Annotated in this window: 25 protein-coding genes and 1 other RNA gene; 9 read left to right on the top strand and 17 right to left on the bottom strand. The window is 61.5% G+C overall.

From position 1 onward, the window contains the following. The first annotated feature begins 70 nt into the window (after positions 1 to 70). Complete coding sequence (locus AC07NR_RS11710) at positions 71 to 1213, top strand: DegT/DnrJ/EryC1/StrS family aminotransferase (protein ID WP_248739881.1); 1143 nt, start codon at positions 71 to 73, stop codon at positions 1211 to 1213. A 72-nt stretch (positions 1214 to 1285) separates the two neighbouring features. Here AC07NR_RS11710 and gcvH read toward each other — a convergent pair whose 3' ends face one another. From gcvH to AC07NR_RS11665, 9 genes are all read right to left on the bottom strand, one after another. Then, entirely contained in the window at positions 1286 to 1669 is a 384-nt protein-coding gene (gcvH, locus tag AC07NR_RS11705; protein ID WP_085708978.1) for a glycine cleavage system protein GcvH, read from the bottom strand. Positions 1670 to 1717: 48 nt separating this feature from the next. Then, positions 1718 to 2800, bottom strand: coding sequence for a glycine cleavage system aminomethyltransferase GcvT (gene gcvT / locus AC07NR_RS11700; protein WP_248739880.1), 1083 nt, complete (start codon positions 2798 to 2800; stop codon positions 1718 to 1720). Between the two features lie 156 nt (positions 2801 to 2956). Beyond that, complete coding sequence (locus tag AC07NR_RS11695) at positions 2957 to 4573, bottom strand: ABC transporter permease (protein ID WP_423204510.1); 1617 nt, start codon at positions 4571 to 4573, stop codon at positions 2957 to 2959. Between the two features lie 96 nt (positions 4574 to 4669). Then, entirely contained in the window at positions 4670 to 5674 is a 1005-nt protein-coding gene (locus tag AC07NR_RS11690) for an extracellular solute-binding protein (protein ID WP_495078611.1), read from the bottom strand. 107 nt (positions 5675 to 5781) lie between these two features. Beyond that, complete coding sequence (locus AC07NR_RS11685; RefSeq protein ID WP_495078758.1) at positions 5782 to 6999, bottom strand: 2-octaprenyl-3-methyl-6-methoxy-1,4-benzoquinol hydroxylase; 1218 nt, start codon at positions 6997 to 6999, stop codon at positions 5782 to 5784. A gap of 9 nt (positions 7000 to 7008) precedes the next feature. Continuing rightward, positions 7009 to 7494, bottom strand: a complete 486-nt coding sequence (locus AC07NR_RS11680) for a DUF4442 domain-containing protein (RefSeq protein ID WP_495078610.1) — start codon at positions 7492 to 7494, stop codon at positions 7009 to 7011. After that, positions 7487 to 8674, bottom strand: a complete 1188-nt coding sequence (gene ubiH / locus AC07NR_RS11675) for a 2-octaprenyl-6-methoxyphenyl hydroxylase (RefSeq protein ID WP_114886219.1) — start codon at positions 8672 to 8674, stop codon at positions 7487 to 7489. Before ubiH ends, AC07NR_RS11680 begins: the two co-directional genes overlap by 8 nt. Next, positions 8671 to 10005, bottom strand: coding sequence for a Xaa-Pro aminopeptidase (gene pepP, locus AC07NR_RS11670; RefSeq protein WP_495078609.1), 1335 nt, complete (start codon positions 10003 to 10005; stop codon positions 8671 to 8673). The genes ubiH and pepP overlap by 4 nt, the downstream gene beginning before the upstream one ends. A 27-nt stretch (positions 10006 to 10032) precedes the next feature. Then, positions 10033 to 10593, bottom strand: a complete 561-nt coding sequence (locus AC07NR_RS11665; protein ID WP_085708970.1) for a YecA/YgfB family protein — start codon at positions 10591 to 10593, stop codon at positions 10033 to 10035. 125 nt (positions 10594 to 10718) lie between these two features. Here AC07NR_RS11665 and AC07NR_RS11660 point away from each other — a divergent pair, with 125 nt between their 5' ends. The 4 genes from AC07NR_RS11660 (at position 10719) to AC07NR_RS11645 (ending at position 12137) form a co-directional block, all read left to right on the top strand. Next, a complete protein-coding gene (locus AC07NR_RS11660) occupies positions 10719 to 10928 on the top strand; it encodes a TIGR02449 family protein (RefSeq protein WP_007940359.1) in 210 nt (69 codons plus the stop codon). After that, positions 10925 to 11242 (top strand): cell division protein ZapA, encoded by a 318-nt coding sequence (locus tag AC07NR_RS11655; protein ID WP_007967943.1) that lies wholly within the window; start codon positions 10925 to 10927, stop codon positions 11240 to 11242. Before AC07NR_RS11660 ends, AC07NR_RS11655 begins: the two co-directional genes overlap by 4 nt. A 30-nt stretch (positions 11243 to 11272) precedes the next feature. Beyond that, positions 11273 to 11451: non-coding RNA, 6S RNA (gene ssrS, locus AC07NR_RS11650), on the top strand. A gap of 80 nt (positions 11452 to 11531) precedes the next feature. Then, positions 11532 to 12137, top strand: coding sequence for a 5-formyltetrahydrofolate cyclo-ligase (locus tag AC07NR_RS11645; protein ID WP_495078608.1), 606 nt, complete (start codon positions 11532 to 11534; stop codon positions 12135 to 12137). A 37-nt stretch (positions 12138 to 12174) separates the two neighbouring features. On the opposite strand, the gene AC07NR_RS11640 is transcribed toward AC07NR_RS11645, so the two are convergent. Next, the gene (locus AC07NR_RS11640; protein ID WP_007911192.1) at positions 12175 to 12330 is read right to left on the bottom strand and encodes a hypothetical protein; all 156 of its coding nucleotides are present in this window, start codon (positions 12328 to 12330) and stop codon (positions 12175 to 12177) included. A 197-nt stretch (positions 12331 to 12527) separates the two neighbouring features. On the opposite strand from AC07NR_RS11640, the gene AC07NR_RS11635 reads away from it, so the two are divergent. Then, positions 12528 to 12977 (top strand): EVE domain-containing protein, encoded by a 450-nt coding sequence (locus tag AC07NR_RS11635; RefSeq protein ID WP_265812930.1) that lies wholly within the window; start codon positions 12528 to 12530, stop codon positions 12975 to 12977. A gap of 45 nt (positions 12978 to 13022) precedes the next feature. On the opposite strand, the gene AC07NR_RS11630 is transcribed toward AC07NR_RS11635, so the two are convergent. After that, positions 13023 to 13430 carry a flagellar basal body-associated protein FliL gene (locus AC07NR_RS11630; RefSeq protein ID WP_065259922.1) on the bottom strand — a complete coding sequence of 136 codons (408 nt, stop codon included), beginning with the start codon at positions 13428 to 13430 and terminating at the stop codon, positions 13023 to 13025. Positions 13431 to 13580: 150 nt separating this feature from the next. On the opposite strand from AC07NR_RS11630, the gene AC07NR_RS11625 reads away from it, so the two are divergent. Beyond that, complete coding sequence (locus tag AC07NR_RS11625; protein ID WP_423204513.1) at positions 13581 to 14558, top strand: NADPH:quinone oxidoreductase family protein; 978 nt, start codon at positions 13581 to 13583, stop codon at positions 14556 to 14558. Positions 14559 to 14564: 6 nt separating this feature from the next. Here AC07NR_RS11625 and AC07NR_RS11620 read toward each other — a convergent pair whose 3' ends face one another. Then, positions 14565 to 15197, bottom strand: coding sequence for a flagellar basal body-associated protein FliL (locus tag AC07NR_RS11620; RefSeq protein WP_423204514.1), 633 nt, complete (start codon positions 15195 to 15197; stop codon positions 14565 to 14567). A 225-nt stretch (positions 15198 to 15422) separates the two neighbouring features. Here AC07NR_RS11620 and glpT point away from each other — a divergent pair, with 225 nt between their 5' ends. Beyond that, entirely contained in the window at positions 15423 to 16772 is a 1350-nt protein-coding gene (glpT, locus tag AC07NR_RS11615; protein ID WP_248742350.1) for a glycerol-3-phosphate transporter, read from the top strand. On the opposite strand, the gene AC07NR_RS11610 is transcribed toward glpT, so the two are convergent. Then, positions 16748 to 17416, bottom strand: a complete 669-nt coding sequence (locus AC07NR_RS11610) for a gamma-glutamylcyclotransferase (protein WP_085708964.1) — start codon at positions 17414 to 17416, stop codon at positions 16748 to 16750. The genes glpT and AC07NR_RS11610 overlap by 25 nt on opposite strands. Before the next feature lie 355 nt (positions 17417 to 17771). Here AC07NR_RS11610 and AC07NR_RS11605 point away from each other — a divergent pair, with 355 nt between their 5' ends. After that, positions 17772 to 18248, top strand: coding sequence for a sn-glycerol-3-phosphate transporter (locus AC07NR_RS11605; protein WP_495078607.1), 477 nt, complete (start codon positions 17772 to 17774; stop codon positions 18246 to 18248). 43 nt (positions 18249 to 18291) lie between these two features. Here the strand turns inward: AC07NR_RS11605 and AC07NR_RS11600 are convergent, their stop codons facing one another. From AC07NR_RS11600 to rho, 4 genes are all read right to left on the bottom strand, one after another. Beyond that, on the bottom strand, positions 18292 to 19260 hold the full coding sequence (locus AC07NR_RS11600; protein ID WP_085708962.1) for a CDP-6-deoxy-delta-3,4-glucoseen reductase: 969 nt from the start codon (positions 19258 to 19260) through the stop codon (positions 18292 to 18294). Continuing rightward, complete coding sequence (gene ubiD, locus AC07NR_RS11595; protein WP_007951823.1) at positions 19260 to 20726, bottom strand: 4-hydroxy-3-polyprenylbenzoate decarboxylase; 1467 nt, start codon at positions 20724 to 20726, stop codon at positions 19260 to 19262. Before ubiD ends, AC07NR_RS11600 begins: the two co-directional genes overlap by 1 nt. A gap of 69 nt (positions 20727 to 20795) precedes the next feature. Further along, positions 20796 to 22793 (bottom strand): acyltransferase family protein, encoded by a 1998-nt coding sequence (locus AC07NR_RS11590; RefSeq protein ID WP_248739873.1) that lies wholly within the window; start codon positions 22791 to 22793, stop codon positions 20796 to 20798. Positions 22794 to 22964: 171 nt separating this feature from the next. Beyond that, a complete protein-coding gene (rho, locus tag AC07NR_RS11585) occupies positions 22965 to 24224 on the bottom strand; it encodes a transcription termination factor Rho (protein ID WP_007951825.1) in 1260 nt (419 codons plus the stop codon). Positions 24225 to 24250: the final 26 nt, after the last annotated feature.

Here is a 24250-nt window from a genome sequence, read left to right as displayed (position 1 = left end):
GGCGGGTGGTCGAACGGGGCATGCTGTGGCACCTGTAACACGCGCCCAACCCTTGGATGATCGAATCCTCATGAGCCAACTGCCGTTTCTGCCGTTTTCCAAACCTGTCATCGACGAAGCCACCATCGCTGCCGTCGGCGATGTCCTGCGTTCCGGCTGGATCACCAGCGGGCCGAAGGTCCAGGCCTTCGAAGCGCAACTGTCGGAGTATTTCGGCGGTCGTCCGGTACGTACCTTCAACTCCGGCACCTGCACCATGGAGATTGCCCTGCGCATCGCCGGCATCGGACCGGGTGACGAAGTGATCACCACGCCGATCTCCTGGGTGGCCACAGCCAACGTGATTCTTGAAGTGGGCGCCACCCCTGTGTTCGCCGACATCGATCCGGTCACCCGCAACATCGACCTGGATAAACTGGAAGCGGCCATCACGCCGCGCACCAAAGCCGTCATCCCGGTCTACCTCGCCGGGCTGCCGGTGGACATGGAGCGCCTGTACGCCATCGCCAAAAAGCACAACCTGCGCATCGTCGAAGACGCCGCCCAGGCCCTGGGTTCGAGCTGGAACGGCCAGCGCATCGGCGCCACCGGTGACTTCGTGTCGTTCAGCTTCCAGGCCAACAAGAACGTGACCTGCTCCGAGGGTGGCTGCCTGGTGCTGAACACGCCCGAGGAAGCGCGTCTGGCGGAGAAATATCGCCTGCAGGGCGTCACCCGCACCGGCTTCGACGGCCTGGACGTCGATGTGCTGGGCGGCAAGTTCAACATGACCGACGTCGCAGCGACCATCGGCCTCGGCCAGTTCGCTCACATCGAAGCGCTGACGGCCCATCGCCAGGAACTGGCCCGCCACTACTTCAAATGCTTTGGCGACGACTTCGAAGCCACGTACGGCGCGCAACTGCCGCCGGCCGATTTCACCAACAGCAACTGGCACCTGTTCCAGCTGGTATTGCCGGAGCGCAAAGACGGCTTGCCGGCGCGGGCCACGTTCATGGAGCAGATTCAGGCGCTGGGGATCGGCATCGGTTATCACTATCCACCGATCCATTTGCTGAGCCTGTACCGCGAGCGCGGTTTCAAGGAAGGGATGTTGCCGGTTGCCGAACGGGTCGGCCGGTTGATCGTGTCGTTGCCGATGTTCACGACCATGACCAAAGCCGATGTCGAGCGCTCGGTGGCGGCGGTCAAAGCGGTATTGGGCAACGCCTGAGCCGTCCCCGATAAAAAGCTGCGCCCACAAAAAAGCCCCGACGGATCGGGGCTTTGCGGTGTTGCGTGACGCTTACTCGCCGATGGACTGCTTGTAGGCAGCGGCGTCGAGCAGCTTGTCCAGCTCGGACTTGTCGCTTGGCTTGAGCTTGAAGATCCACGAGCTGTACGGTTCTTCGTTCAGCAGCTCCGGCGAATCCGCCAGCTCTTCGTTGACCGCAATCACTTCACCGCCGACCGGGGAGTAGATGTCGGAAGCGGCTTTCACCGACTCGACAACACCTGCCGCATCACCGGCAGCAAACACCTTGCCGACTTCAGTCAGCTCGACAAACACCACGTCGCCCAGCGCTTGCTGTGCGTGATCGCTGATGCCCACGGTGACGGTGCCGTCGGCTTCAAGGCGCGCCCATTCATGACTTTCGGCAAAACGCAGGTCGGCGGGGATATTGCTCATGCTCGGTGTCCTCAAGAAATTGTCAGCGGTCGTGCCCGCCGGAAAAGGTTAGATCAAGGTTTTGCCGTGACGGACGAAGGTCGGTTTGACCACTCGCACCGGATACCACTTGCCACGGATTTCCACTTCGGCGCGGTCGGCAGTCGCCATCGGTACACGCGCCAGGGCAATCGACTTGCTAAGCGTAGGAGAGAAACTACCACTGGTGATCTCTCCTTCGCCAACATCAGCGATACGAACCACCTGATGCGCACGCAAAACCCCGCGTTCCTCGAGCACCAGACCCACCAGCTTGTGCTGCACGCCGGCGGTTTTTTCCGCTTCCAGCGCATCGCGACCGATGAAGCGGCGCGTGGCCGGTTCCCAGGCGATGCTCCAGGCCATGTTCGAGGCCAGCGGCGAAACGTCCTGATGGATGTCCTGTCCGTAGAGGTTCATCCCCGCCTCCACCCGCAAGGTGTCGCGGGCACCGAGCCCAATGGGAGAAATGCCGGCGCCCACCAGATCGTTGAAGAATCCGGGGGCCTGGTCGGCCGGCAGGGCAATTTCCAGACCATCCTCGCCAGTGTAGCCGGTGCGCGCAATGAACCAGTCGCCATCGACCTGGCCTTCGAATGGCTTGAGCATCTGGATCAGATTGGCGCGGGACTGGGTTACCAGTTCGGCAATCTTGTGCCGGGCATGGGGGCCTTGAATGGCGAGCATCGCCAGATCCGCGCGCTCTTGCAGCTGCACCTCGAAGCCGGTGAGATGAGCCTGCATCCAGGCCAGATCCTGATCGCGGGTCGAGGCGTTGACCACCAGTCGGTAACCGTCCTCGAGGCGATAGACGATCATGTCGTCGACGATGCCGCCGCGCTCGTTGAGCATCGTGCTGTACAACGCACGGCCGGGGCTGTGCAGGCGTTCGACGTCATTGGCCAGCAAATGCTGGAGCCAGGCCTTGGCCTGGTTACCGGCGACATCGATCACGGTCATGTGGGATACATCGAACACCCCGCAATCGCGACGCACCTCGTGGTGCTCCTCGACCTGCGAGCCGTAATGCAGTGGCATGTCCCAACCGCCAAAATCGACCATCTTCGCGCCGAGGGCGAGATGCAGGTCATACAGAGGCGTACGCTGTCCCATGGGTTTCTCCTTCCGGGCGTGGCGAAGGTGCGGAGCGCTGCTGCACGGTTTGAAAGCCCTGTAGAAGAAGGCTTTCAGCCGATTTCAGCGACAGGGTCTGTCAGACGGACCGCACCGAATGCCGCGCATTGTAGCCGCATGATTCATGACTCACTACTAAGTGTTTCGATGCGCCGAGCGGCGGATAAGTCCGATGACCGGCAACAAACCGACCAGCACCAGCGTCAGCGCCGGCAACGATGCCCTCGCCCATTCGCCTTCGCTGGTCATCTCGAAGATGCGCACCGCCAGCGTGTCCCAGCCAAACGGGCGCATCAGCAGGGTGGCGGGCATTTCCTTGAGCACGTCGACGAACACCAGCAGCGCGGCGCTGAGGGTGCCGGGCAGCAGCAACGGCAGATACACTTTGAAAAACAGTCGCGGCCCACTGACACCCAGGCTACGTGCCGCTTCAGGCAAAGAGGGCCGTATACGCGCCAGACTGCTTTCCAGCGGCCCGTAGGCCACCGCCACGAAGCGCACCAGATAAGCCATCAGCAACGCCGCCAGACTGCCCAGCAGCAACGGTTTGCCCGCACCGCCGAGCCAGCCTGAGAGCGGAATCACCAGTTCACGATCCAGATAACTGAACGCCAGCATGATCGACACCGCCAGTACCGAGCCCGGCAACGCGTAGCCGAGGTTGGCCAGACTGACGCCGGAACGGATCGCCGGGGTCGGTGCCAGGCGCCGGGCGAATGCCAGCAACATCGCCACGCTCACCGTGATCAGCGCCGCCATGCCGCCCAGATACAGGGTGTGCAGAATCAGCCCGGCGTAGCGCTCATCCAGATCGAAACGCCCGCGCTGCCAGAACCACACCACCAGTTGCAGCACCGGGATGACAAACGCACAGGCGAACACCAGACCGCACCAGCCGGTTGCCGCCCAGGCCTTGGGCCCGCGCAGGTGATACAGCGCCTTCACCCGCGGCCGCTCATTGCTCGCCCGATTGGCGCCGCGAGCGCGACGTTCGCCGTACAACACCAGCATCACCACCAGCAGCAACAGGCTCGCCAGTTGTGCGGCGCTCGACAGACTGAAGAAGCCATACCAGGTCTTGTATATCGCCGTGGTGAAGGTGTCGAAGTTGAACACCGACACTGCGCCGAAATCCGCCAGGGTTTCCATCAAGGCCAGCGCCACGCCAGCACCTATGGCTGGCCGCGCCATCGGCAATGCCACGCGCCAGAATGCCTGCCACGGCGACTGGCCGAGCACCCGCGCCGCTTCCATCAGGCCTTTGCCTTGAGCGAGAAACGCGGTGCGCGCCAGCAGGTAAACGTAGGGGTAGAACACCAGCACCAACACCAGAATCACCCCACCGGTGGAGCGCACTCGCGGCAGACGCAGGCCGGTTCCGAACCATTCGCGCAGCAAGCTTTGCACGGGACCGGCGAAGTCCAGCAGGCCGACGAACACGAACGCCAGTACGTACGCCGGGATCGCGAACGGCAGCATCAGTGCCCAGTCGAGCCAGCGCCGGCCGGGGAACTCGCAGAGGCTGGTGAGCCAGGCGAGACTCACACCAATCAGCGTCACACCGACACCTACGCCGAAGACCAGCGTCAGGGTGTTGCCCAGCAGGCGCGGCATCTGGGTTTCCCACAGGTGCGACCAGATCTGCTGGTCGATGGTCTGCCACGACAGCAGGAGGACACTGAGAGGGAGCAGCACCAACGCGGCGATGGCGAAGACGATGGGGTACCAGCGGCGCTGGGCGGGGTGGGCCAAGGAAAGACTCTCGTTGAATGATTGTGCCCACGCATGGCGTGGGCACTTATCGTGTGACGCTGCGCATCACGCTAGCTGCGATTCGACTCGCAGTCGTCAGTTCCAACCCGCCCGATCCATCATCCGGATCGCTTCAGCCTGTCGCTTGCCCGCTACCTCAACCGGCAGCGTATCAGCCAAAAACTGCCCCCACGCCGCCACTTCTTCCGAAGGCTTCACCGCCGGATTCGCCGGAAATTCCTGGTTCACGTCCGCGAAGATCTTCTGCGCCTCAGGCGTGGTCATCCACTCGACCAGTGCCTTGGCGGCTTCCGGGTGCGGCGCATGTCTGGTCAAACCGATGCCCGACAGGTTGACGTGCACACCGCGATCCGCCTGGTTCGGCCAGAACAGTTTCACCGGCAGATCCGGCTTCTGCTTGTGCAGGCGACCGTAGTAGTAGGTGTTGACGATGCCGACGTCGCACTGGCCGGCGTTGATCGCTTCGAGCACCGCGACGTCGTCGGAGAACACGTCGGTGGACAGGTTGTTGACCCAGCCCTTGAGGATCTTTTCGGTTTTCTCGGCGCCGTGGACTTCGATCATGGTGGCGGTCAGCGACTGGTTGTAGACCTTCTTCGCCGTGCGCAGGCACAGGCGACCTTCCCAGTTCTTGTCGGCCAGCGCTTCGTAGGTGGTCAGCTCACCCGGTTTCACGCGCTCGGTGGAGTAGGCGATGGTCCGCGCGCGCAGGCTCAGACCGGTCCAGGCGTGGCTGGACGAGCGATATTGCAGGGGAATGTTGGCGTCGATGATTTTCGAAGTGAACGGCTGGAGAATGCCCATCTGCTCGGCCTGCCAGAGGTTACCCGCATCGACGGTCAGCAGCAGGTCGGCGGTGGCGTTCTCGCCTTCGGCCTTGATCCGCTGCATCAGCGGCGCTTCCTTGTCGGTGATGAACTTGATCTTCACCCCGGTCTTGGCGGTGTAGGCATCGAACACCGGTTTGATCAGTTCATCGATACGCGACGAGTAGACCACCACCTCGTCGGCGGCCTGGGCGGCGGTGCTGCCGATCAGGGTCAGGGCCAGTGCGGTCAGAACACGCTTGGATGCCAACATGGGAGTGATCTCTCGGTCGGGAAAAGTGGTCCAAATGATAAGGACTCACATTTACCAGCTCAATCGATCACTTTCCCAAGGAGTTACCAGATGTTGCACGACGTTCTTCAGACCTTGGCCAGCGCCGGCAAGTCCCCGGTCAGCCCCAATGCTTCGCGTACGAACAGCGCTTTGGCTTCAGGCATCTGCTCGACGATTTTCAGCCCGGTGTTGCGCAACCAGCGCAGCGGCAGCGGATCGGCCTGGAACAACCGTTCGAAGCCCTCCATCGCCGCCATCAGCGCCAGGTTGTGCGGCATGCGTCGGCGCTCGTAGCGGCTCAGCACTTTCACGTCCGCCAGGCGTTCACCACGTTCGTGGGCTTGCAGCAGCACTTCGGCCAACACGGCGGCGTCGAGGAAACCAAGATTCACGCCCTGCCCCGCCAACGGGTGAATGGTGTGCGCCGCATCGCCGATCAACGCCAGGCCTTCGGCCACGTAGCGCTTGGCGTGGCGTTGACGCAGCGGCACGCACAGCCGCGGGTCGGCGCTGATGACGTCGCCGAGGCAACCTTCGAAGGCACGCTCCAGTTCACGGCAGAAATCCGCTTCATCCAGCGCCATCAACCGTTCTGCTTCGCTCGGCGTGGTCGACCAGACGATCGAGCACCAGTCCTGCTGACCGTCACGCTCCAGCGGCAGAAACGCCAGCGGCCCGTGATCGGTGAAACGTTGCCACGCGGTCATGCGGTGCGGTTTGCTGCTGCGCACGCTGGTGACGATGGCGTGATGCAGATAATCCCATTCGCGAGTGGCGACGCCGGTCAGACGACGTACGGCGGAGTTGGCACCATCCGCCGCAATCACCAGCGGCGCGCGCAGGGTGCGGCCGTCGGCCAGGGTCAGCAGCCAGTCGTCACCGGAGCGGCGCATCTGCTCCAGCCGCGCATTGGCCAGCAGGCCCAGATCGCAATCGTGCAAACGGTCGAGCAAGGCATCCTGCACCACGCGGTTTTCGACAATGTGGCCGAGCACTTCGGCGTGCACGCTGCTGGCCGAAAAGTGGATCTGCCCGGTGCCGCTGCCGTCCCAGACATGCATGTCGGTGTAAGGGCTGCTGCGTCGGTTGACGATGCCGTCCCACACGCCGAGGCGATCGAGGATCCGCTGGCTGGCCGCCGACAACGCACTGACTCGCGGCTCGAACGGTGCATCGCCATTGAAGGGTTTGACGCTCAGCGGGCTGCCGTCGAGCAGCATGACTTCCAGCCCGCTGTCCTGCAACGCCAGCGCCAGGGCGCTGCCGACCATTCCGGCTCCGACAATCAGCACATCTGCGCGCATTTCCATGCTTTAAGCCTGTCTCGCTTGCGGCTTGAGCCGCACGTAAAGGGTTTTACCGACCCGCGCCACCAGGTTGCCGGCGCCGTCATGAATGTCGACCTGCAACTGCGGCAGGTATTTCTCGCCACTGGCGGTCTGCCGACGGATCTCGTCGAGCAGGGTGTCGTCGATGTTGAACCGGGCGAACACCAGGCCTTTGCCCGGCGCAATGAAATCAATGTCGGCAGCCTTGTCCCAGACGATGTACTTCGACCCGAGGTTCTCCATGAGCATCAACATGAAAAACGGATCGACCATCGAATACAGACTGCCGCCGAACTGGGTGCCGACGTAATTGCGGTTGTACCAGCCCAGGCCCATCGAGACCTGGATGTCACGAAAGTCATCGCTGATGTGCTTCACCCGGACCCCGGCGCCGAAGTACGGCGGGTAGAACGTCATGATCCAGCGCATCAGCCGCGCCTTGCCAAACTGTTTGATCAGCCACTCACGCATCCGGCCGCGTCCCCAGCCCCATGGCCTGACGGGCGAACCAGCGTTTGGCCGGCGGCAGCAGATCGAGGCCGAGCAGGCCAATGTTGCGCCCCAGCGACACCAGCGGCTGAGTGCTGCCGAACAGGCGCGTGACCTGATCGGAGAAACCTACGGTGAGGTCCTGATCGAGGCGCTGACGCTCGCGATAGGCCTGCAGCGTGGCGAAATCCCCCAACGGTTTGTCGCTGGCCAGCAGCGCAGCGGCCAAGGCATCGGCATCACGCAGGGACAGATTGAAACCCTGTCCGGCAATCGGGTGCAGACTATGGGCGGCGTTGCCGAGCACGGCCAGATGCGAACGCACCTGCTCTTCGGCCTCCACCAGCGACAGCGGATACAGATGCCGCGCGCCGACCTGTTTCAAAGTACCGAGGCGATAGCCGAACACACCTTGCAGCTCGCTGAGGAAATCACGATCACTCAGCTCCGCCAGACGTTGCGCGTCCATCCCCAGACGGGTCCAGACCAGCGCGCAGCGGTTTTCCGGCAGCGGCAGCAGCGCCATCGGGCCTTCGTCGGTAAAGCGCTCGAAAGCCATGCCGTTGTGCGCTTCGCTCGGGGTGATGTTGGCGATCAGCGCGCTCTGGTTGTACGGGCGCTTGCGCACATTGATGCCCAGTTGTTCGCGCAGACCCGAACGGCCGCCATCGGCGAGCACCGCCAGATCGCATTCGACCGTGGTCTCATCGTTGAGGGTCAGGCGATAGCCGTCCGGCAGCGGCTCCATGCGGGTGACTTCCGCCGGGCAGCGCCAACTGATCACGTCTTTGTCGAGGTGTTGCCACAGGCTATGACCGAGCCAGGCGTTTTCCACCACATAGCCGAGCGCCGGAACGCCCTCTTCCATCGCCGACAGTCGGGCAGTGGAGAAACGTCCACGGTCGGACACATGAATCTGCTTGATCGGCTCGGCGCGGCGGGAGATTTCCTGCCACACGCCCAGCCGCTGATAAATCTGCCGCGAGCCAAAGGACAGCGCCGACGAACGTGCGTCGTAGCTCGGCTGCCAGCTGTCGCCGGGGGCGAACGGTTCGATCAGCACGATCTTCCAGCCCCGGGCCTTGGCTCCGGCCTGCAAGGCCAACGCCAGACTGGCGCCGACCAGGCCGCCACCGATGATTGCCAGATTGACCCGACTCATGCCGCGCAGGTCCGTGCTTGCGCCATCAGGGCTTCGATCTCGGCGACGGTTTTCGGCACACCGCCGGTCAGGATTTCACAACCGCTCTTGGTCACTACCACGTCGTCCTCGATGCGCACGCCAATGCCGCGCCATTTCTTCGCTACGTTCTGATTGTCCGGGGCGATGTAGATGCCCGGCTCCACGGTCAGCGCCATGCCGACTTCCAGCACCCGCCATTCGCCGCCGACCCTGTACTCGCCGACGTCATGCACATCCATGCCCAGCCAGTGGCCGGCGCGGTGCATGTAAAACGCCTTGTAGGCCTCGGAGGCGATCAACTCGTCCACCTCGCCCTGCAACAACCCCAGCTGCACCAGCCCGGCGGTGATCACCCGAACCGTGGCTTCGTGCGCCTGGTTCCAGTGCTTGTTCGGGGCGATTTCGGCGAACGCGGCTTCCTGCGAGGCCAAGACCAATTCGTAGATCGCTTTTTGCTCGGCGGAAAACCTGCCGTTGACTGGCCACGTCCGCGTGATGTCGCTGGCGTAGCAGTCGATTTCGCAACCGGCGTCGATCAGCACCAGGTCACCGTCCTTGAGCAACGCGTCATTCTGCTGGTAATGCAGGATGCAGCTGTTGCGCCCGGCAGCGACGATCGAACCATAGGCCGGCATCTTCGCCCCGCCCTTGCGGAACTCGTAATCCAGCTCGGCTTCGAGGCTGTATTCGTAGAGGCCGGCACGGCTGGCCTGCATCGCGCGGATGTGAGCCTGGGCGGAAATCCGCGCCGCTTCGCGCATCACCTTCACCTCTGCCGCCGATTTATACAGACGCATGTCGTGCAGCAGGTGATCCAGGGCAACGAATTCGTTCGGCGGCTGGGCGCCGAGGTGCGCCTTGGAGCGGATCACGTTGATCCAGTCCATCAGATGACGGTCGAATTCCGGGTTGCTGCCCATGGCCGAATACACCCGGTCGCGACCTTCGATCAGGCCCGGCAGGATGTCGTCGATGTCGGTGATGGGGAACGCGTCGTCGGCGCCAAAGTCGCGAATCGCGCCTTCCTGGCCGGCGCGCAGGCCGTCCCAGAGTTCGCGCTCGGCATTGCGTTCACGGCAGAACAGCACGTATTCGCCGTGTTCGCGACCGGGCATCAGGACGATGACTGCCTGCGGCTCGGGGAAACCGCTCAGGTACTGGAAGTCGCTGTCCTGGCGGTAGACGTGCTCGACGTCACGGTTGCGAATGGCAACCGCAGCAGCGGGCAGGATGGCGATGCTGTTGGGTTCCATCTGCGCCATGAGTGCCTTGCGGCGACGGGCGTATTCCGCTTTCGGGATATGGATCATGGGCAGATGGCTTTCCCTGGCACGCGATCAGTGCAGCGACGGCTTGGCGGCTGGCGGCACGTCGGCTTTCTTGGTTTCGGAGAACAGCAGCAGCGGCGCTACACGCAGGTACTCCATGACTTCCATGTAGTCGCTTTCGCCGTCTTCGGATTCTTCCAGGGCATCTTGCACCTGGGAGATCGCTGCCAGATCCTGCAACACCTCGGTGGCCTCGGTGCTCAGCATGCTGCTGTCGCGGCAGTTCAGGCCGAAACCGGTGAGGAAGCCCTGGCACCATTCGCCCAGTGCGGCAGCGCGATCGGCCAGCGGCACGTCATCGGTCGGCAACAGCAGCACGACGGTCACGTCGTCGCCGGTGAGCTCGCCCTTGACCATTTCCTGCAGGCCGATGAGCGCGTTGCGAACGTTGTCCTGCGGCTCGCTTTCGAGCAGCTCGGCGGCGTCGATCAGCCATTCTTCGGCATTGAAGCCGGCACCGGCGCAGCTGCGGCCGAGCAGCAGGCCATGCAGTTCGGCAGGCGAGACGTTGTGACCGCTGGCAGTCAGCAGGGTGGCGAAGGCTTGGTACGGGGAATTCTGAATGGGCATGGGCAGCTAGGCGCCAGACGGCGCTATGTCTAGAATGAAGGCCTTGTATCCTACATCGACAGACTCGCCAAGACCATTAAAGGCTGTCCCCCAGCCAAACCCATCAGACCGAATCAGTGGACACAATGGAAGACACCGACCTGCAAGCGCTGATGGCCAGACTCGAACTGCTGATTACTCGGGTCGAGCAACTAAAGAGTCAAAACGCACTCTTACTAGCTCAGGAAAAGACCTGGCGCGAGGAACGCGCGCACCTCATTGAAAAAAACGAAATCGCCCGGCGTAAGGTCGAGTCGATGATTTCGCGCCTCAAGGCCCTGGAGCAAGACTCATGAGTTCAAGCAATAGCGTTACCGTGCAGATCCTCGACAAAGAATATTCGATCATCTGTCCCCAGGAAGAACGCAGCAATCTGGTCAGTGCCGCGCGTTACCTGGACGGCAAGATGCGCGAGATCCGCAGCAGCGGCAAAGTCATCGGCGCCGACCGCATCGCCGTCATGGCCGCGTTGAACATCACCCACGATCTCTTGCACAAAGAAGAGCGCCCGGACATCCAGGCCAGCGGCTCGACCCGTGAACAGGTGCGTGACTTGCTCGATCGTGTCGATCTGGTGCTGGCCGACGATCCGGACATCAGCAAGGGCTGATTCGCCAGGCCGCTTGAGGTATACTCGCCGCACTCCCTGGGGTGCTTGCCAGTTGACGATGTCCCTGAGCCGATTTGCACTACCCTGGGGGTTGCACGTTGGGCTGGTGTGCATGTCCGCCAGACGGAAAGCCTTAAAGCCTACTGCATCCTCCACCTTGAACTCTCGGGTTCAAGGGCTAAGTCGACAGCGGCTCATCCGGGGAGCCTGATTCGAATCCGATGCCGGTGCATGCCGGCATCGGATTTTTTATGCGTACGTTTTCGTCCCCACCCTGCCGAAGCCGACCATGACCGAACCCGCGCTGCTGCCCCGTCCCCAACTGCGCCGCCTGCTGCGCAAGGCCCGCCGCTCCCTGACGCCAAGTCAGCAACGTAAGGCCGCCGAAGGTCTGTACAAACAACTGGCGCAAGACCCGCACTTTCGCCGGGCGAAACACATTTCCCTGTACCTGCCCACCGACGGCGAGATCGACCCGCGCCTGTTGCTGCGCGCCGCCCAGCGCCGCGGCAAGAAAACCTACCTGCCGGTATTGAGTGCCTGGCCGCGGACCAAAATGGTCTTTCAGCAGATCCGCCCCGGCGAAAAGCTGCGGCCCAACCGTTTCCGTATTCTCGAGCCTCGGGTCAATGTCGCCCGTCAGCGCAAGATCTGGGCACTGGATCTGGTGTTGTTGCCATTGGTAGGGTTTGACGATGTCGGCGGACGCCTGGGGATGGGTGGCGGATTCTACGACCGCAGCCTCGCGTACCTGGCTCGCCGCCAGAGCTGGCGCAAACCGACGCTGCTGGGGCTGGCCCACGAATGTCAGAAAGTCGAACGACTGGCGCAGGCCAGCTGGGATGTACCGTTGCAGGGAACGGTGACCGACAAGGCGTGGTATTTCGCAGGGTAGACGCCGCGAGGGAATCAGCGGCGTCGGGAAGACGGGATCAGCGTTTGAACGCTGTCGACTGCTGTACTTGTTGCGCCACTTCAATCGGAGCATCGGCCTTGTTGGCCCACAGACTTTGCGCATAACCGGTGGTCACGACGCCAAGGCCGAACAAAATCACCAAAGTCCACAGCAAATCCGGTTTGCGTTTCATCGATTGCCCCCCTCAAGGCACATCATCACGATGACAGCAGCGGTTTCCATTCGTAGGCCGTGCAGCAGCGTCAAGCTTTAAAGGCCGGCATTTTGCGACAACGTGAACCTCTGCGCAAATGCTGGCGTCAACCGACTGTCGGTTTGTCATAAAATTGCCCGACAACCTGCCCAATGACCGTTTCAGGAGCAACCACCATGGCCTACTGGCTGATGAAATCCGAGCCCGACGAACTCTCGATCAAGGGTCTGGAAAAACTCGGCAAAGCGCGCTGGGACGGGGTGCGCAACTACCAGGCGCGCAACTTCCTGCGGGCCATGGCGGTGGGGGATGAGTTCTTTTTCTATCACTCCAGCTGCCCTGAGCCGGGAATTGCCGGAATCGGTAGGATCATCGAAGCCGCGTACCCGGATCCCACCGCACTGGAACCGGAGAGCCATTACTTCGACCCCAAAGCCACGCCGGAGAAAAACGCCTGGAGTGCGATCGATGTCGCCCATGTCGAGACGTTTGCCCGGGTGTTGAAGCTGGATTATCTGAAGCAGCAGACCGCGCTGGCCGAGATGCCACTGGTGCAGAAGGGTTCGCGACTGTCGGTGATGCCGGTGACGGCCGAGCAATGGGCGGCGGTTATCGCGTTGCGTTGACAGCGTCTTCGCAGGAGCCGGAAGCCGACTCCTGCGGGTCCAGCCTTACTGAATGATCAGGTTGTTGAACAACAGATCTTCAACCACCGGTTTGCCGGTCTCGTCATTCATCACTTGCTGGGTCTGCTTCAAGGCTTCCTGACGCAGCTTTTCCTTGCCTTCGATGCTGCCCATCGCATCGGTGGTCTGCTGGGTGAACAGCGCCACCAGTTGATTGCGGATCAGCGGCTCGTTGGCCTTGACCAGTTTGGTCGCCTCGTCACCGGTCACCCGCAACGCCACGTCGGCCTTGTAGACCTTGAGCTTCGGCGTGCCGTCCAGCCCGTAGTTGCCCACGAACGGCGGGCTCAGGGTGATGTAGTTGACCTTCGGCGCCTCGCCTTCTTTGGCTTCTTCGGCCAGCGCTGCCACAGGCAGAGACAGGGCCAGCAACAACATGATCCACGCTTTCACAATTCGCTCCTTATCCGGTTTGCGGCCTAGCATAACGACCCGCCGCGCAAGCACAAGCTTATGGCGGACTATCAGGGCCGGGCATGCTCGTTGACCCGTTGACTGCCACACCTACACTTATCGGCCATCACTCCCAAAGGAATAGCCCTGATGAAAGCCGTGCTGTGCAAAGCCTTCGGCCCTGCCGAATCGCTGGTGCTGGAAGACGTCGCCAGTCCTGTCGCGAAGAAGAATGAAATCCTGCTGGACGTGCACGCCGCCGGGGTCAACTTCCCGGACACGCTGATCATCGAGGGCAAGTACCAGTTCAAGCCGCCCTTCCCGTTCTCGCCGGGTGGTGAAGCAGCCGGGGTGGTCAGCGACGTGGGGGAAAAAGTCAGCCACTTGAAAGTCGGCGACCGCGTCATGGCCCTGACTGGCTGGGGCAGCTTCGCCGAGCAGGTCGCGGTGCCGGGCTATAACGTGCTGCCGATCCCGCCGTCGATGGACTTCAACACCGCCGCCGCATTCAGCATGACTTACGGCACTTCGATGCACGCCCTCAAACAGCGCGGCAACCTGCAACCGGGGGAAACTCTGTTGGTGCTCGGTGCCTCCGGCGGCGTCGGGCTCGCAGCCGTCGAAATCGGCAAAGCCATGGGCGCCCGGGTAATCGCCGCCGCCAGCAGCGCCGAAAAACTCGCCGTGGCCAAGGCCGCTGGCGCCGACGAGCTGATCAACTACAGCGAAACCAGCCTCAAGGACGAGATCAAACGCCTGACCGACGGCCAGGGTGCCGACGTGATCTACGACCCGGTCGGCGGCGACCTGTTCGACCAGGCCATCCGCGCCATCGCCTGGAATGGCCGCCTGCTGGTGGTCGGTTTTGCCAGCGGACGCATTCCCGAACTGCCGGTCAACCTCGCCCTGCTCAAGGGTGCAGCGGTGCTCGGCGTGTTCTGGGGCTCCTTCGCGCAGCGCCAGCCGCAGGACAACGCAGCGAACTTCCAGCAACTGTTCGGCTGGTTCGCTGAAGGCAAGCTGAAACCGCTGGTGTCGCAGGTCTATCCGCTGAGTGAGGCGGCACAGGCGATCAATGATCTTGGACAGCGCAAGGCTGTGGGCAAGGTTGTGGTGCAGGTGCGCTGAAGCACGTCATTTGTTGCCGGGAGAATCCACAGCATCACCCGGCAACAAGTGCTCGAGAACCTTCCGGCTATCAGCCTGGATAATCCGGCCCTTGTCATCGAAGCGCAGCACGAGCATCCAGTCGTACACCTCGTCCGGCCATTTTTTCTGGCCCATCAGGGCCGTGCTGTCGCCACCGAACGCACTGATCAGCTTGTTGATGCGCCCGTGGTGCCAGGCGATCAGGATGACCGGCGCCTGATTGCTCTTGCGCAACAGCTTGACCAGCTCATGTACGTCGCCGTTGATGTAGGGCTGCTCGATAGACAGATTCAGGCGCTCGGCCAGCGGCGTCAGGGTCAAACGTGAGCGGGAGCTCTCGGGAGTGTCGCCGGCGGCGATCAGCCGTTCCGGGGTCAGCGTCTGGCCATCGAGCTTCAATGGATTGAAATAGTCGGCATAGGCGCGGGCCCGCTCTTCGCCCCGGGCATTGAGCACCGAGCCTTCAGTCGGCTTCTCCGCATGGCGGATGATCAGCACCGTGGCATTGCGCAACCCGGACTGGGCAGGGTGATCGGCGTAAATCAATCCCAGCACCGCAACGGCGATAACCGCCGCCGCCAATAATCGGCGCATGAGCATGCGAACCTTCAAAGCCATCATTCATCTCAGCTGATCAGTCGATCGACGGATCGCGAGTCTATGCCAGCCCATGTTCATAAGTGGTGAAAACGCCCTGTTCTTACAGCAGAGCGACAGGTTCGTAAAAGAACGCGCGACTTCCAACATTTTCCGCTGTTTTGCCGATGCGAACCGGTGCTATTTTCGGTAACGAAACTGTAACATTCGCATCCGCAGTCAAAACAAGAAATCTGGAGCTCTTGAATGTTTGCTTTCTTTCGACCTGCCGCACATCAGGCTCCATTGCCTGAAGAAAAAATAGACAGTACCTACCGACGCCTGCGCTGGCAGATCTTCGCCGGTATCTTCTTTGGCTACGCGGGTTACTACCTGCTGCGCAAGAACTTCTCCCTGGCCATGCCGTACCTGATCGACGAGGGTTACACCCGCGGCGAACTGGGTCTGGCGATGTCGGCCATCGCAATCGCCTACGGTTTGTCCAAGTTCCTCATGGGCCTGGTCTCCGACCGTTCCAACCCGCGCTACTTCCTGCCGTTCGGCCTGCTGGTTTCGGCGGGGGTGATGTTCATTTTCGGTTTCGCACCTTGGGCAACGTCCAGCGTGACCATGATGTTCATCCTGCTGTTCATCAACGGCTGGGCCCAGGGCATGGGCTGGCCGCCGAGCGGACGGACCATGGTGCACTGGTGGTCGCAGAAGGAGCGCGGCGGCGTGGTGTCCGTGTGGAACGTGGCGCACAACGTTGGCGGCGGCCTGATCGGCCCGCTGTTCCTGATCGGCATGGGCCTGTTCAACGACTGGCACGCAGCATTCTATGTACCGGCGGCGGTAGCCCTGGCGGTGGCGGCATTTGCCTTCATCACCATGCGTGACACCCCCCAATCGGTCGGCCTGCCGCCGATCGAGAAGTACAAGAACGACTACCCGGAAGGCTACGACGCCAGCCACGAAGACGAATTCAGCGCCAAGGAAATCTTCGTCAAGTACGTGCTGCGCAACAAAATGCTCTGGTACATCGCCATGGCCAACGTCTTTGTCTACCTGCTGCGCTACGGCGTACTGGACTGGGCGCCGACCTACCTCAAGGAAGCCAAGCACTTCGACGTCGACAAGACTTCGTGGGCGTACTTCTTCTATGAGTGGGCGGGCATTCCGGGCACGCTGCTGTGCGGCTGGATGTCGGACAAGATCTTCCGTGGCAACCGTGGCCTGACCGGCATGGTGTTCATGGCCCTGGTGACCGTGGCGACGCTGGTTTACTGGCTGAACCCGGCCGGCAACCCGACCGTCGACATGATCGCGTTGTTCTCCATCGGCTTCCTGATCTACGGCCCGGTGATGCTGATCGGCCTGCAAGCGCTGGAGCTGGCACCGAAGAAAGCCGCCGGTACTGCGGCGGGCTTCACCGGCCTGTTCGGTTATCTGGGTGGTTCGGTCGCGGCCAGTGCCGCCATGGGCTACACCGTGGACCACTTCGGTTGGGATGGCGGTTTCGTGCTGCTGGTGGGCGCTTGCCTGCTGTCGATGGCCTTCCTGGCCCCGACCCTGTGGCACAAGCAAGTCGCCAGTCAGAGCCGCGAAGCAGTCGCCTGATCGGCTTTTGACTTGCAGCGCTTGAGCCGCGCCTCCAGATTCCGGTCTGGCATGGCGTGGCTGCGCAGGGCGTGAGCGGTCTGCTCGACATAATCGCGAGTGGTGCCGTAACGCCCGCAAGCGCTTTCGAACACCTGGCTCAGCACATGATCCGGCAGATTGCCGGCATAGCTGGGCAGGTGTCGCTCCAATACAAATCCCAAAGCCTGAACCTGGCTGCCATCTTCGAGACGGCAGTTGAGCCAGTGTGGCCGATAGGACGGGAACGGCATCTCGCGTTTCCACAGCGCATACAGCGCACTGTCGAGATTGTCTTCCGGCAACCGGTAGGCAAAGCCGCTGCACGAACCGCCGCGATCCAGACCGAACACCAGCCCCGGCATTTCCGGCGTACCGCGATGTTCGTGGGACCACAGGTATAAGCCGCGATGGTAGCCATGTACTCGCCCACGCACCCGTTCCACCGCCGAACACTCCGGCCGCCAGATCAGCGAACCATACGCGAACAGCCACACCGGCCCGCCCTTGTGGCGTGCCATGGTCGATTGCATGGACGCGAGAAGTTGTTCGTGAGTCAGCTGCGGACCCAGATCGAGCCGCGGAGGGTAAGCCAGATTCAGAAAAGCAGATTCTATGGCTGTCATGACGGAAGTGTTCGGCCCCGCAAGTATTACAAGATGTAAGCACAATTCGCCTGATAGAACATATAGCAGTAACTGTAAAACGAAAAGTGCTAAAGGATGTATGACACCTTTGATAGCGCTAATTCGGGGTTATCCGCGAGGGCTATCTTGTTTGATATAGCCTAATACCATTGCGCAGATATCTTAAATACCCGAATGAAATATCGTTAAGCCCTCTCTTCGTTCAGGATTCGTTCATGAAGTCCCGGGATTTTTCCTACTAAAATTTCGGACTTCCCATATTTACCGTCGCTGATCGCCTGCGTAAAACGGCTTTCCTCTGGCGCAAGCCAACCCGTTCAACCGAGGCTGCACGATGAACACAACCAGGCTTTTGGCCGCACTTTTATTGATTCAGACCGGTCAGGCACTGGCCACGGATGACTCCCAGGAAGACAAAGGTTTCTGGTACGCACAAACCAGTGTCTACACCAAACATTACTCACCCGACCCCGAGCACAATAATCATCAGGACTTGATCGGCATTGAACGCAATCAGGCTTCCGGCTGGGTATTTGGCGGAGCAACTTTCCGTAACTCGTTCAGCCAGCGCTCCAATTACGCCTATGCCGGCAAACGCTTCGAGAGCGCCGATTATCCGGTGTACGTGAAACTCACGGGCGGGTTGTTGCAGGGCTATCGGGGTGACTACAAGGACAAGATCCCGCTCAATCACTTCGGCGTTGCGCCGGTGATCATTCCGTCGATCGGCACCCACTATGGCCCGCTGGGCGCCGAGCTGGTGTTTCTCGGCGCCAACGCGGCCATGGTGACGACGGGCGTACGCTTCTAAAGCGACTCAGGCAGACTCAAGAGCACGACTCAATTCGCGCGGCTCAAGAGCGCGGCGCATACGCAAACACGTCGGCGCGCATCTGGTGGGCATCCATCCCGGCTTCCACCAGCGCATCCAGAGTGCCGTAGACCATCGCCGGCGAACCACTGGCGTAGACATGCAGGGATTTCAGATCCGGGAAGTCCTCGCACACCGCCTCATGCAACATCCCGCAGCGCCCTTCCCAGCCGCATTGATCGCTGACGACCTTGTGCAGGAACAGGTTGGGCAGCTTCAGCCATTCGTCCCAATGCTCGATTTCATAGAAATCTTCCGGACGACGCACGCCCCAGTACAAATGCACCGGATGCTTGAAGCCGTTGGCCCGGCAATGTTCGATCAGGCTGTGGATCTGACCCATGCCGGTGCCGGCGGCGATCAGCACCAGCGGCCCGTCCGGCAATTCCGCGAGATGGGTGTCGCCGAACGGCAGTTCGACCCGCACCATGGAATTGCGCTGCAGTTGCTCGATCAGACTCAGGGCACTGGCTTCGCGCGCCAGTACGTGGATTTCCAGATCTCGACCGCCGTGGGGCGCCGAGGCCATGGAAAAGGCTGATTTCTCGCCGCTCTCGCGCTCGATCATCAGGTACTGACCGGCGTGATAACGCGGCGGCTTGCCGGCCGGCGCCCGCAGGCGCACGCGCCAGGTGTCGCCACCGACGTCCCGGCATTCGATGACCTGACACGACAGGCTGCGCACCGGCAGTTCTCCCAGCGCAAGCACGCCATCCCACAGCAGGATGCAGTCTTCCAGCGGCTGCGCTATGCAAGTGTAGAACTCGCCGTGGTCATGCACCTTGCCGGCCTGTTCGACCCGGCCTTCCACCAGCAGCGCTGCGCATACATGACAATTGCCGTTGCGGCAGCTTTGCGGGCATTCGTAGCCCAGGCGCCGCGCACCATCGAGAATCCGCTCTCCGGGCCGTATCTCGAGCACCGCTCCGGAGGGCTGCAGGGTTACACGCATCAATCTATTCCTAACTGATTCCAGATGGCATCGATCCGTTGGGTGACAGCGTCATCCTTGACGATGACGCGGCCCCATTCGCGAGTGGTTTCGCCCGGCCACTTGTGGGTGGCATCCAAGCCCATCTTCGAGCCGAGGCCCGACACCGGTGAAGCGAAGTCGAGGTAGTCGATCGGCGTGTTGTCGATCATCACCGTGTCGCGCTTGGGGTCCATGCGCGTGGTGATGGCCCAGATCACGTCGTTCCAGTCCCGCGCGTTGATATCGTCGTCGGTGACGATAACGAACTTGGTGTACATGAACTGTCGCAAAAACGACCAGACACCCAGCATCACGCGCTTGGCGTGGCCCGGATACGACTTCTTCATCGTCACCACGGCCATGCGGTACGAGCAGCCTTCCGGCGGCAGGTAGAAGTCGGTGATCTCCGGGAACTGCTTCTGCAGGATCGGCACGAACACTTCGTTCAGCGCCACGCCGAGAATCGCCGGCTCATCCGGCGGACGGCCGGTGTAGGTGCTGTGGTAGATCGGCTTGATCCGGTGGGTGATGCGCTCGACGGTGAACACCGGGAAGCTGTCGACTTCGTTGTAGTAGCCGGTGTGGTCGCCGTACGGGCCTTCGTCGGCCATCTCACCCGGATGGATCACACCTTCAAGGATGATTTCAGCGGTGGCCGGCACTTGCAGGTCGTTGCCGCGGCACTTCACCAGCTCTGTGCGGCTGTCGCGCAGCAGACCGGCGAAGGCGTATTCGGAGAGGCTGTCCGGCACCGGGGTGACGGCGCCGAGAATAGTCGCCGGATCCGCGCCAAGGGCCACGGACACCGGGAATGGCTGGCCCGGGTGTTTCTCGCACCACTCACGGAAATCCAGCGCACCGCCACGGTGGCTAAGCCAACGCATGATGACCTTGTTGCGGCCGATCACTTGCTGACGGTAGATGCCGAGGTTCTGCCGGTCCTTGTTCGGGCCTTTGGTGACGGTCAGGCCCCAGGTGATCAGCGGCGCCACGTCGCCCGGCCAGCAGGTCTGCACCGGCAGCATCGCCAGATCGACGTCATCGCCTTCGATGACCACTTCCTGGCACGGCGCGTCTTTGACGACTTTCGGCGCCATCGCAATGATCTTGCGGAAGATCGGCAGCTTCGACCACGCGTCCTTCAAGCCCTTCGGCGGCTCCGGTTCCTTGAGGAACGCCAGCAGCTTGCCGATCTCGCGCAGTTCGCTGACGGACTCGGCGCCCATGCCCATGGCGACCCGCTCGGGGGTGCCGAACAGGTTGCCGAGCACCGGAATGTCATAGCCGGTGGGTTTCTCGAACAGCAGCGCCGGGCCCTTGGCCCGCAGTGTGCGGTCGCACACCTCGGTCATTTCCAGCACCGGCGAGACGGGAATCTGGATGCGTTTCAACTCTCCGCGCTGCTCAAGCTGCTGCACGAAATCCCGAAGATCCTTGAATTTCATTGACGATGGCACCCTCAAAATAGGCGTACATCCTACCTGCTATGCCGGTCGCTGGCAGCCCGTCACTGCTTACTTGGCTGCATTCACCTGGCCGTTACCCGGATTTTTGCCGGCCTGCAGGCTGACAAACAGCGGTTCGAGGATCGGCGCCACGAATCGCGCGCCGACTTCCGACAGGTGATTGTCATCCTTGTACAGCGAATAGCCGTCGAGCTCGGCGCGACACAGACCGTTTTCATCGCAAAGCCGTGGCGCCGGATCGATCACCCGCACCATCGGATCCTGCGCCAGTTGGGCGAACAAGCGGCTGATGAATGCCTGACGCTTGTCATGTTCGCCGATGGTCAGGCCAACGCCATCCACCGGGTGGCCCAGCATTGCAAGGCGTGTCAGGCGATACGGCGGGCTGAACGCCTGCAATGGCACCTCCTTCACCAGCCAGACCCGATGCCCGCCCTCACGCAATTGAGCAAGCTGCGCGCGCAGACCATCGGCCAGACGTTGTTCAGCGACGGCACGGTCGTATTTGCCATCCGGCTTTCTGAGCACGTGGTCGAGATCGCCTTTGGCGTCGCCATACAGATAGAGGCTCCAACGTGCGACCAGCACCACATCGCTGATACGTTGCGCGCTCAACCGCTGCTCGACACGCCGATTGAAATGCGTGCAGGCCGCATCGGTTTCCAGCCCTTCGACCGGAATACAACCGGCAGAGCTGGCGAGGATCACACTGACGCCATGGGCTTGCGCACCGTCCTCCAGCACTGGAATGAATGCCGTAGCGTGGCTGTCGCCCCAGACCATCGCCTGGGCTGGCAGGTTTTCCACACCGTAATGGCAGAACAGTTTGTCGTCCGGTGCCTTGTCATCGGTCAGGCACGCCATCAGCTCCGGCCGCCACTCGCGGCCCTTGGCATATTGAAGCGCCTGTTCGGACAGACGCGACGGCAAGCCATCGGTCCAGCGCAGGGCTTGCCCGGCCAGTCCGAGCACCAGGATGCCGCAGAAACCGGCCAGCAGAACCTGTCGACGCCCGGCCAGCAGGCGACGCTCGCGGAACGGTGTTTCAACGAACTTCCATGACAGATAACCCAGCACCAGCGTCAGCAGGATCAACCCTGCGATGTCCGGCACACCCGGCTCCTCGACGCTGGCATAACTGGAAAACACAAACACCGGCCAGTGCCACAAGTACCAGGAATAGGAAATCAGGCCGAGGCCGACCATCACCCGACTGCTCAAGAATTGACCGATCAGCGTCTCTCGATGACCGTTGGCGAGGATCAGCGCCACCACGCCCAGCACCGGCAGCAGCGCGGCGACACCGGGAAATGGCGTGCGTTTGTCGTACCCGAAGACGGCCAGCAGGATCAGCGCCATACCCAGCAGGCTCAGCCACTGCGCAGCCATCGGTTTGAGACGCCATGAATGCCGGGGCGCGACGGCAAGCATCGCACCGGCCAGCAACTCCCACGCCCGCATCGGCAACAGGAAGAACGCCTTCTCCGGATAATGCTGGACCGCCCACACACTCAGCCCGAACGACAGCAGCAATACGCCGAACAGTGCCAGCCGCCAGTGTTTCAGTCGGCTCGACAACAGCGTCAGCAACAGCGGGAAAAGGATGTAGAACTGCTCTTCCACCGCCAGCGACCAGGTGTGCAGCAGCGGCTTGAGATCCGACGCGACGTCGAAATAGCCGTCCTGACGCATGAACAGAATGTTCGAGACGAAGGTCACCTGGTAACGCACCGAGCGCCCGAGTTCCTCGTAGTCCTTGGGCGCCAGCAGGAACCAGCCCACCGCCAGCACCGCGACGATCATCGCAAACAGCGCCGGCAGGATCCGCCGGGCACGCCGGGCCCAGAACTCGACGAAGCTGAAACGCCCAGCCTGGCGCTGGTTCCAGATGATCGAGGTGATCAGGTAGCCGGAAATCACAAAAAACACGTCCACACCGACAAATCCGCCGGTGAATCCCGGGACGCCAAAGTGGAACAGCACCACGGCAATCACTGCGACTGCGCGCAAGCCGTCGATATCCCTTCGATAAGCGAGAGTGCTCATAAATCCTTGATGCCAATCAGATGGTTGTTTTTTGTACAGCCTCGGGGGCTGATTGTTGTTTTGCCAACACACTGACCTTACCAGATCGCGAACCTCCCATAGCCAGGACAAAAAACAGGCAAAAAAAAGGCGTCCCCTGGGGACGCCTTTTTCCGGACTCTACCGACGATGTTACTTGCGCTTCATCGAAAGGAAGAATTCGTCGTTGGTCTTGGTCGTTTTCAGCTTGTCGACCAGGAACTCGATGGCCGCCACTTCGTCCATCGGATGCAGCAGCTTGCGCAGGATCCACATACGCTGCAGTTCGTCGTCGGCGGTCAGCAACTCTTCACGGCGAGTGCCGGACTTGTTGATATTGATGGCCGGGAATACACGTTTCTCGGCGATGCGACGGTCCAGAGGCAGTTCCATGTTGCCGGTACCCTTGAACTCTTCGTAGATCACTTCGTCCATCTTCGAGCCGGTTTCAACCAGCGCGGTGGCGATAATGGTCAGCGAGCCGCCTTCTTCGATGTTACGCGCAGCACCGAAGAAACGCTTCGGCTTCTCCAGGGCGTGGGCATCGACACCACCGGTCAGCACCTTGCCGGAGCTCGGGATCACGGTGTTGTAGGCACGGGCCAGACGGGTGATGGAGTCGAGCAGGATCACCACGTCCTTCTTGTGTTCGACCAGGCGCTTGGCCTTCTCGATCACCATTTCAGCAACCTGCACGTGACGGGTCGGCGGCTCGTCGAAGGTCGAGGCAACCACTTCGCCGCGCACGGTGCGCTGCATTTCGGTCACTTCTTCCGGACGTTCGTCGATCAACAGCACGATCAGGTGAACTTCAGGGTTGTTACGGGCGATGTTCGCTGCAATGTTCTGCAGCATGATCGTTTTACCGGCTTTCGGCGGAGCAACGATCAGACCACGCTGGCCTTTGCCGATCGGGGCGCACAGGTCGATCACTCGACCGGTCAGGTCTTCGGTGGAACCGTTACCGGCTTCCATCTTCATGCGCACGTTCGGGAACAGCGGGGTCAGGTTCTCGAAGAGAATCTTGTTCTTCGCGTTCTCAGGACGATCGAAGTTGATCGTGTCGACCTTGAGCAGGGCGAAATAACGCTCGCCTTCCTTCGGCGGCCGGATCTTGCCAACGATGGTGTCACCGGTGCGCAGGTTGAAACGGCGGATCTGGCTCGGCGAGACGTAGATGTCGTCAGGGCCGGCGAGGTAGGAAGCGTCAGCGGAGCGCAGGAAGCCGAAGCCGTCCTGGAGAATCTCCAGCACGCCATCACCGGAGATTTCCTCACCGCTTTTAGCGTGCTTTTTCAGCAGGGAGAAAATCACGTCCTGCTTGCGCGAACGGGCCATATTTTCTATGCCCATCTGTTCGGCCAATTCGAGCAGTTCGGTAATCGGCTTTTGCTTGAGTTCAGTCAGATTCATATAGGAATGACGTAATCATTTATGGA

The organism is Pseudomonas sp. GW821-FHT09C09 (assembly GCF_059418105.1).
The sequence above is the reverse complement of the archived record's forward strand: the minus strand, read 5'-3'. Positions and strand labels throughout refer to the sequence as shown.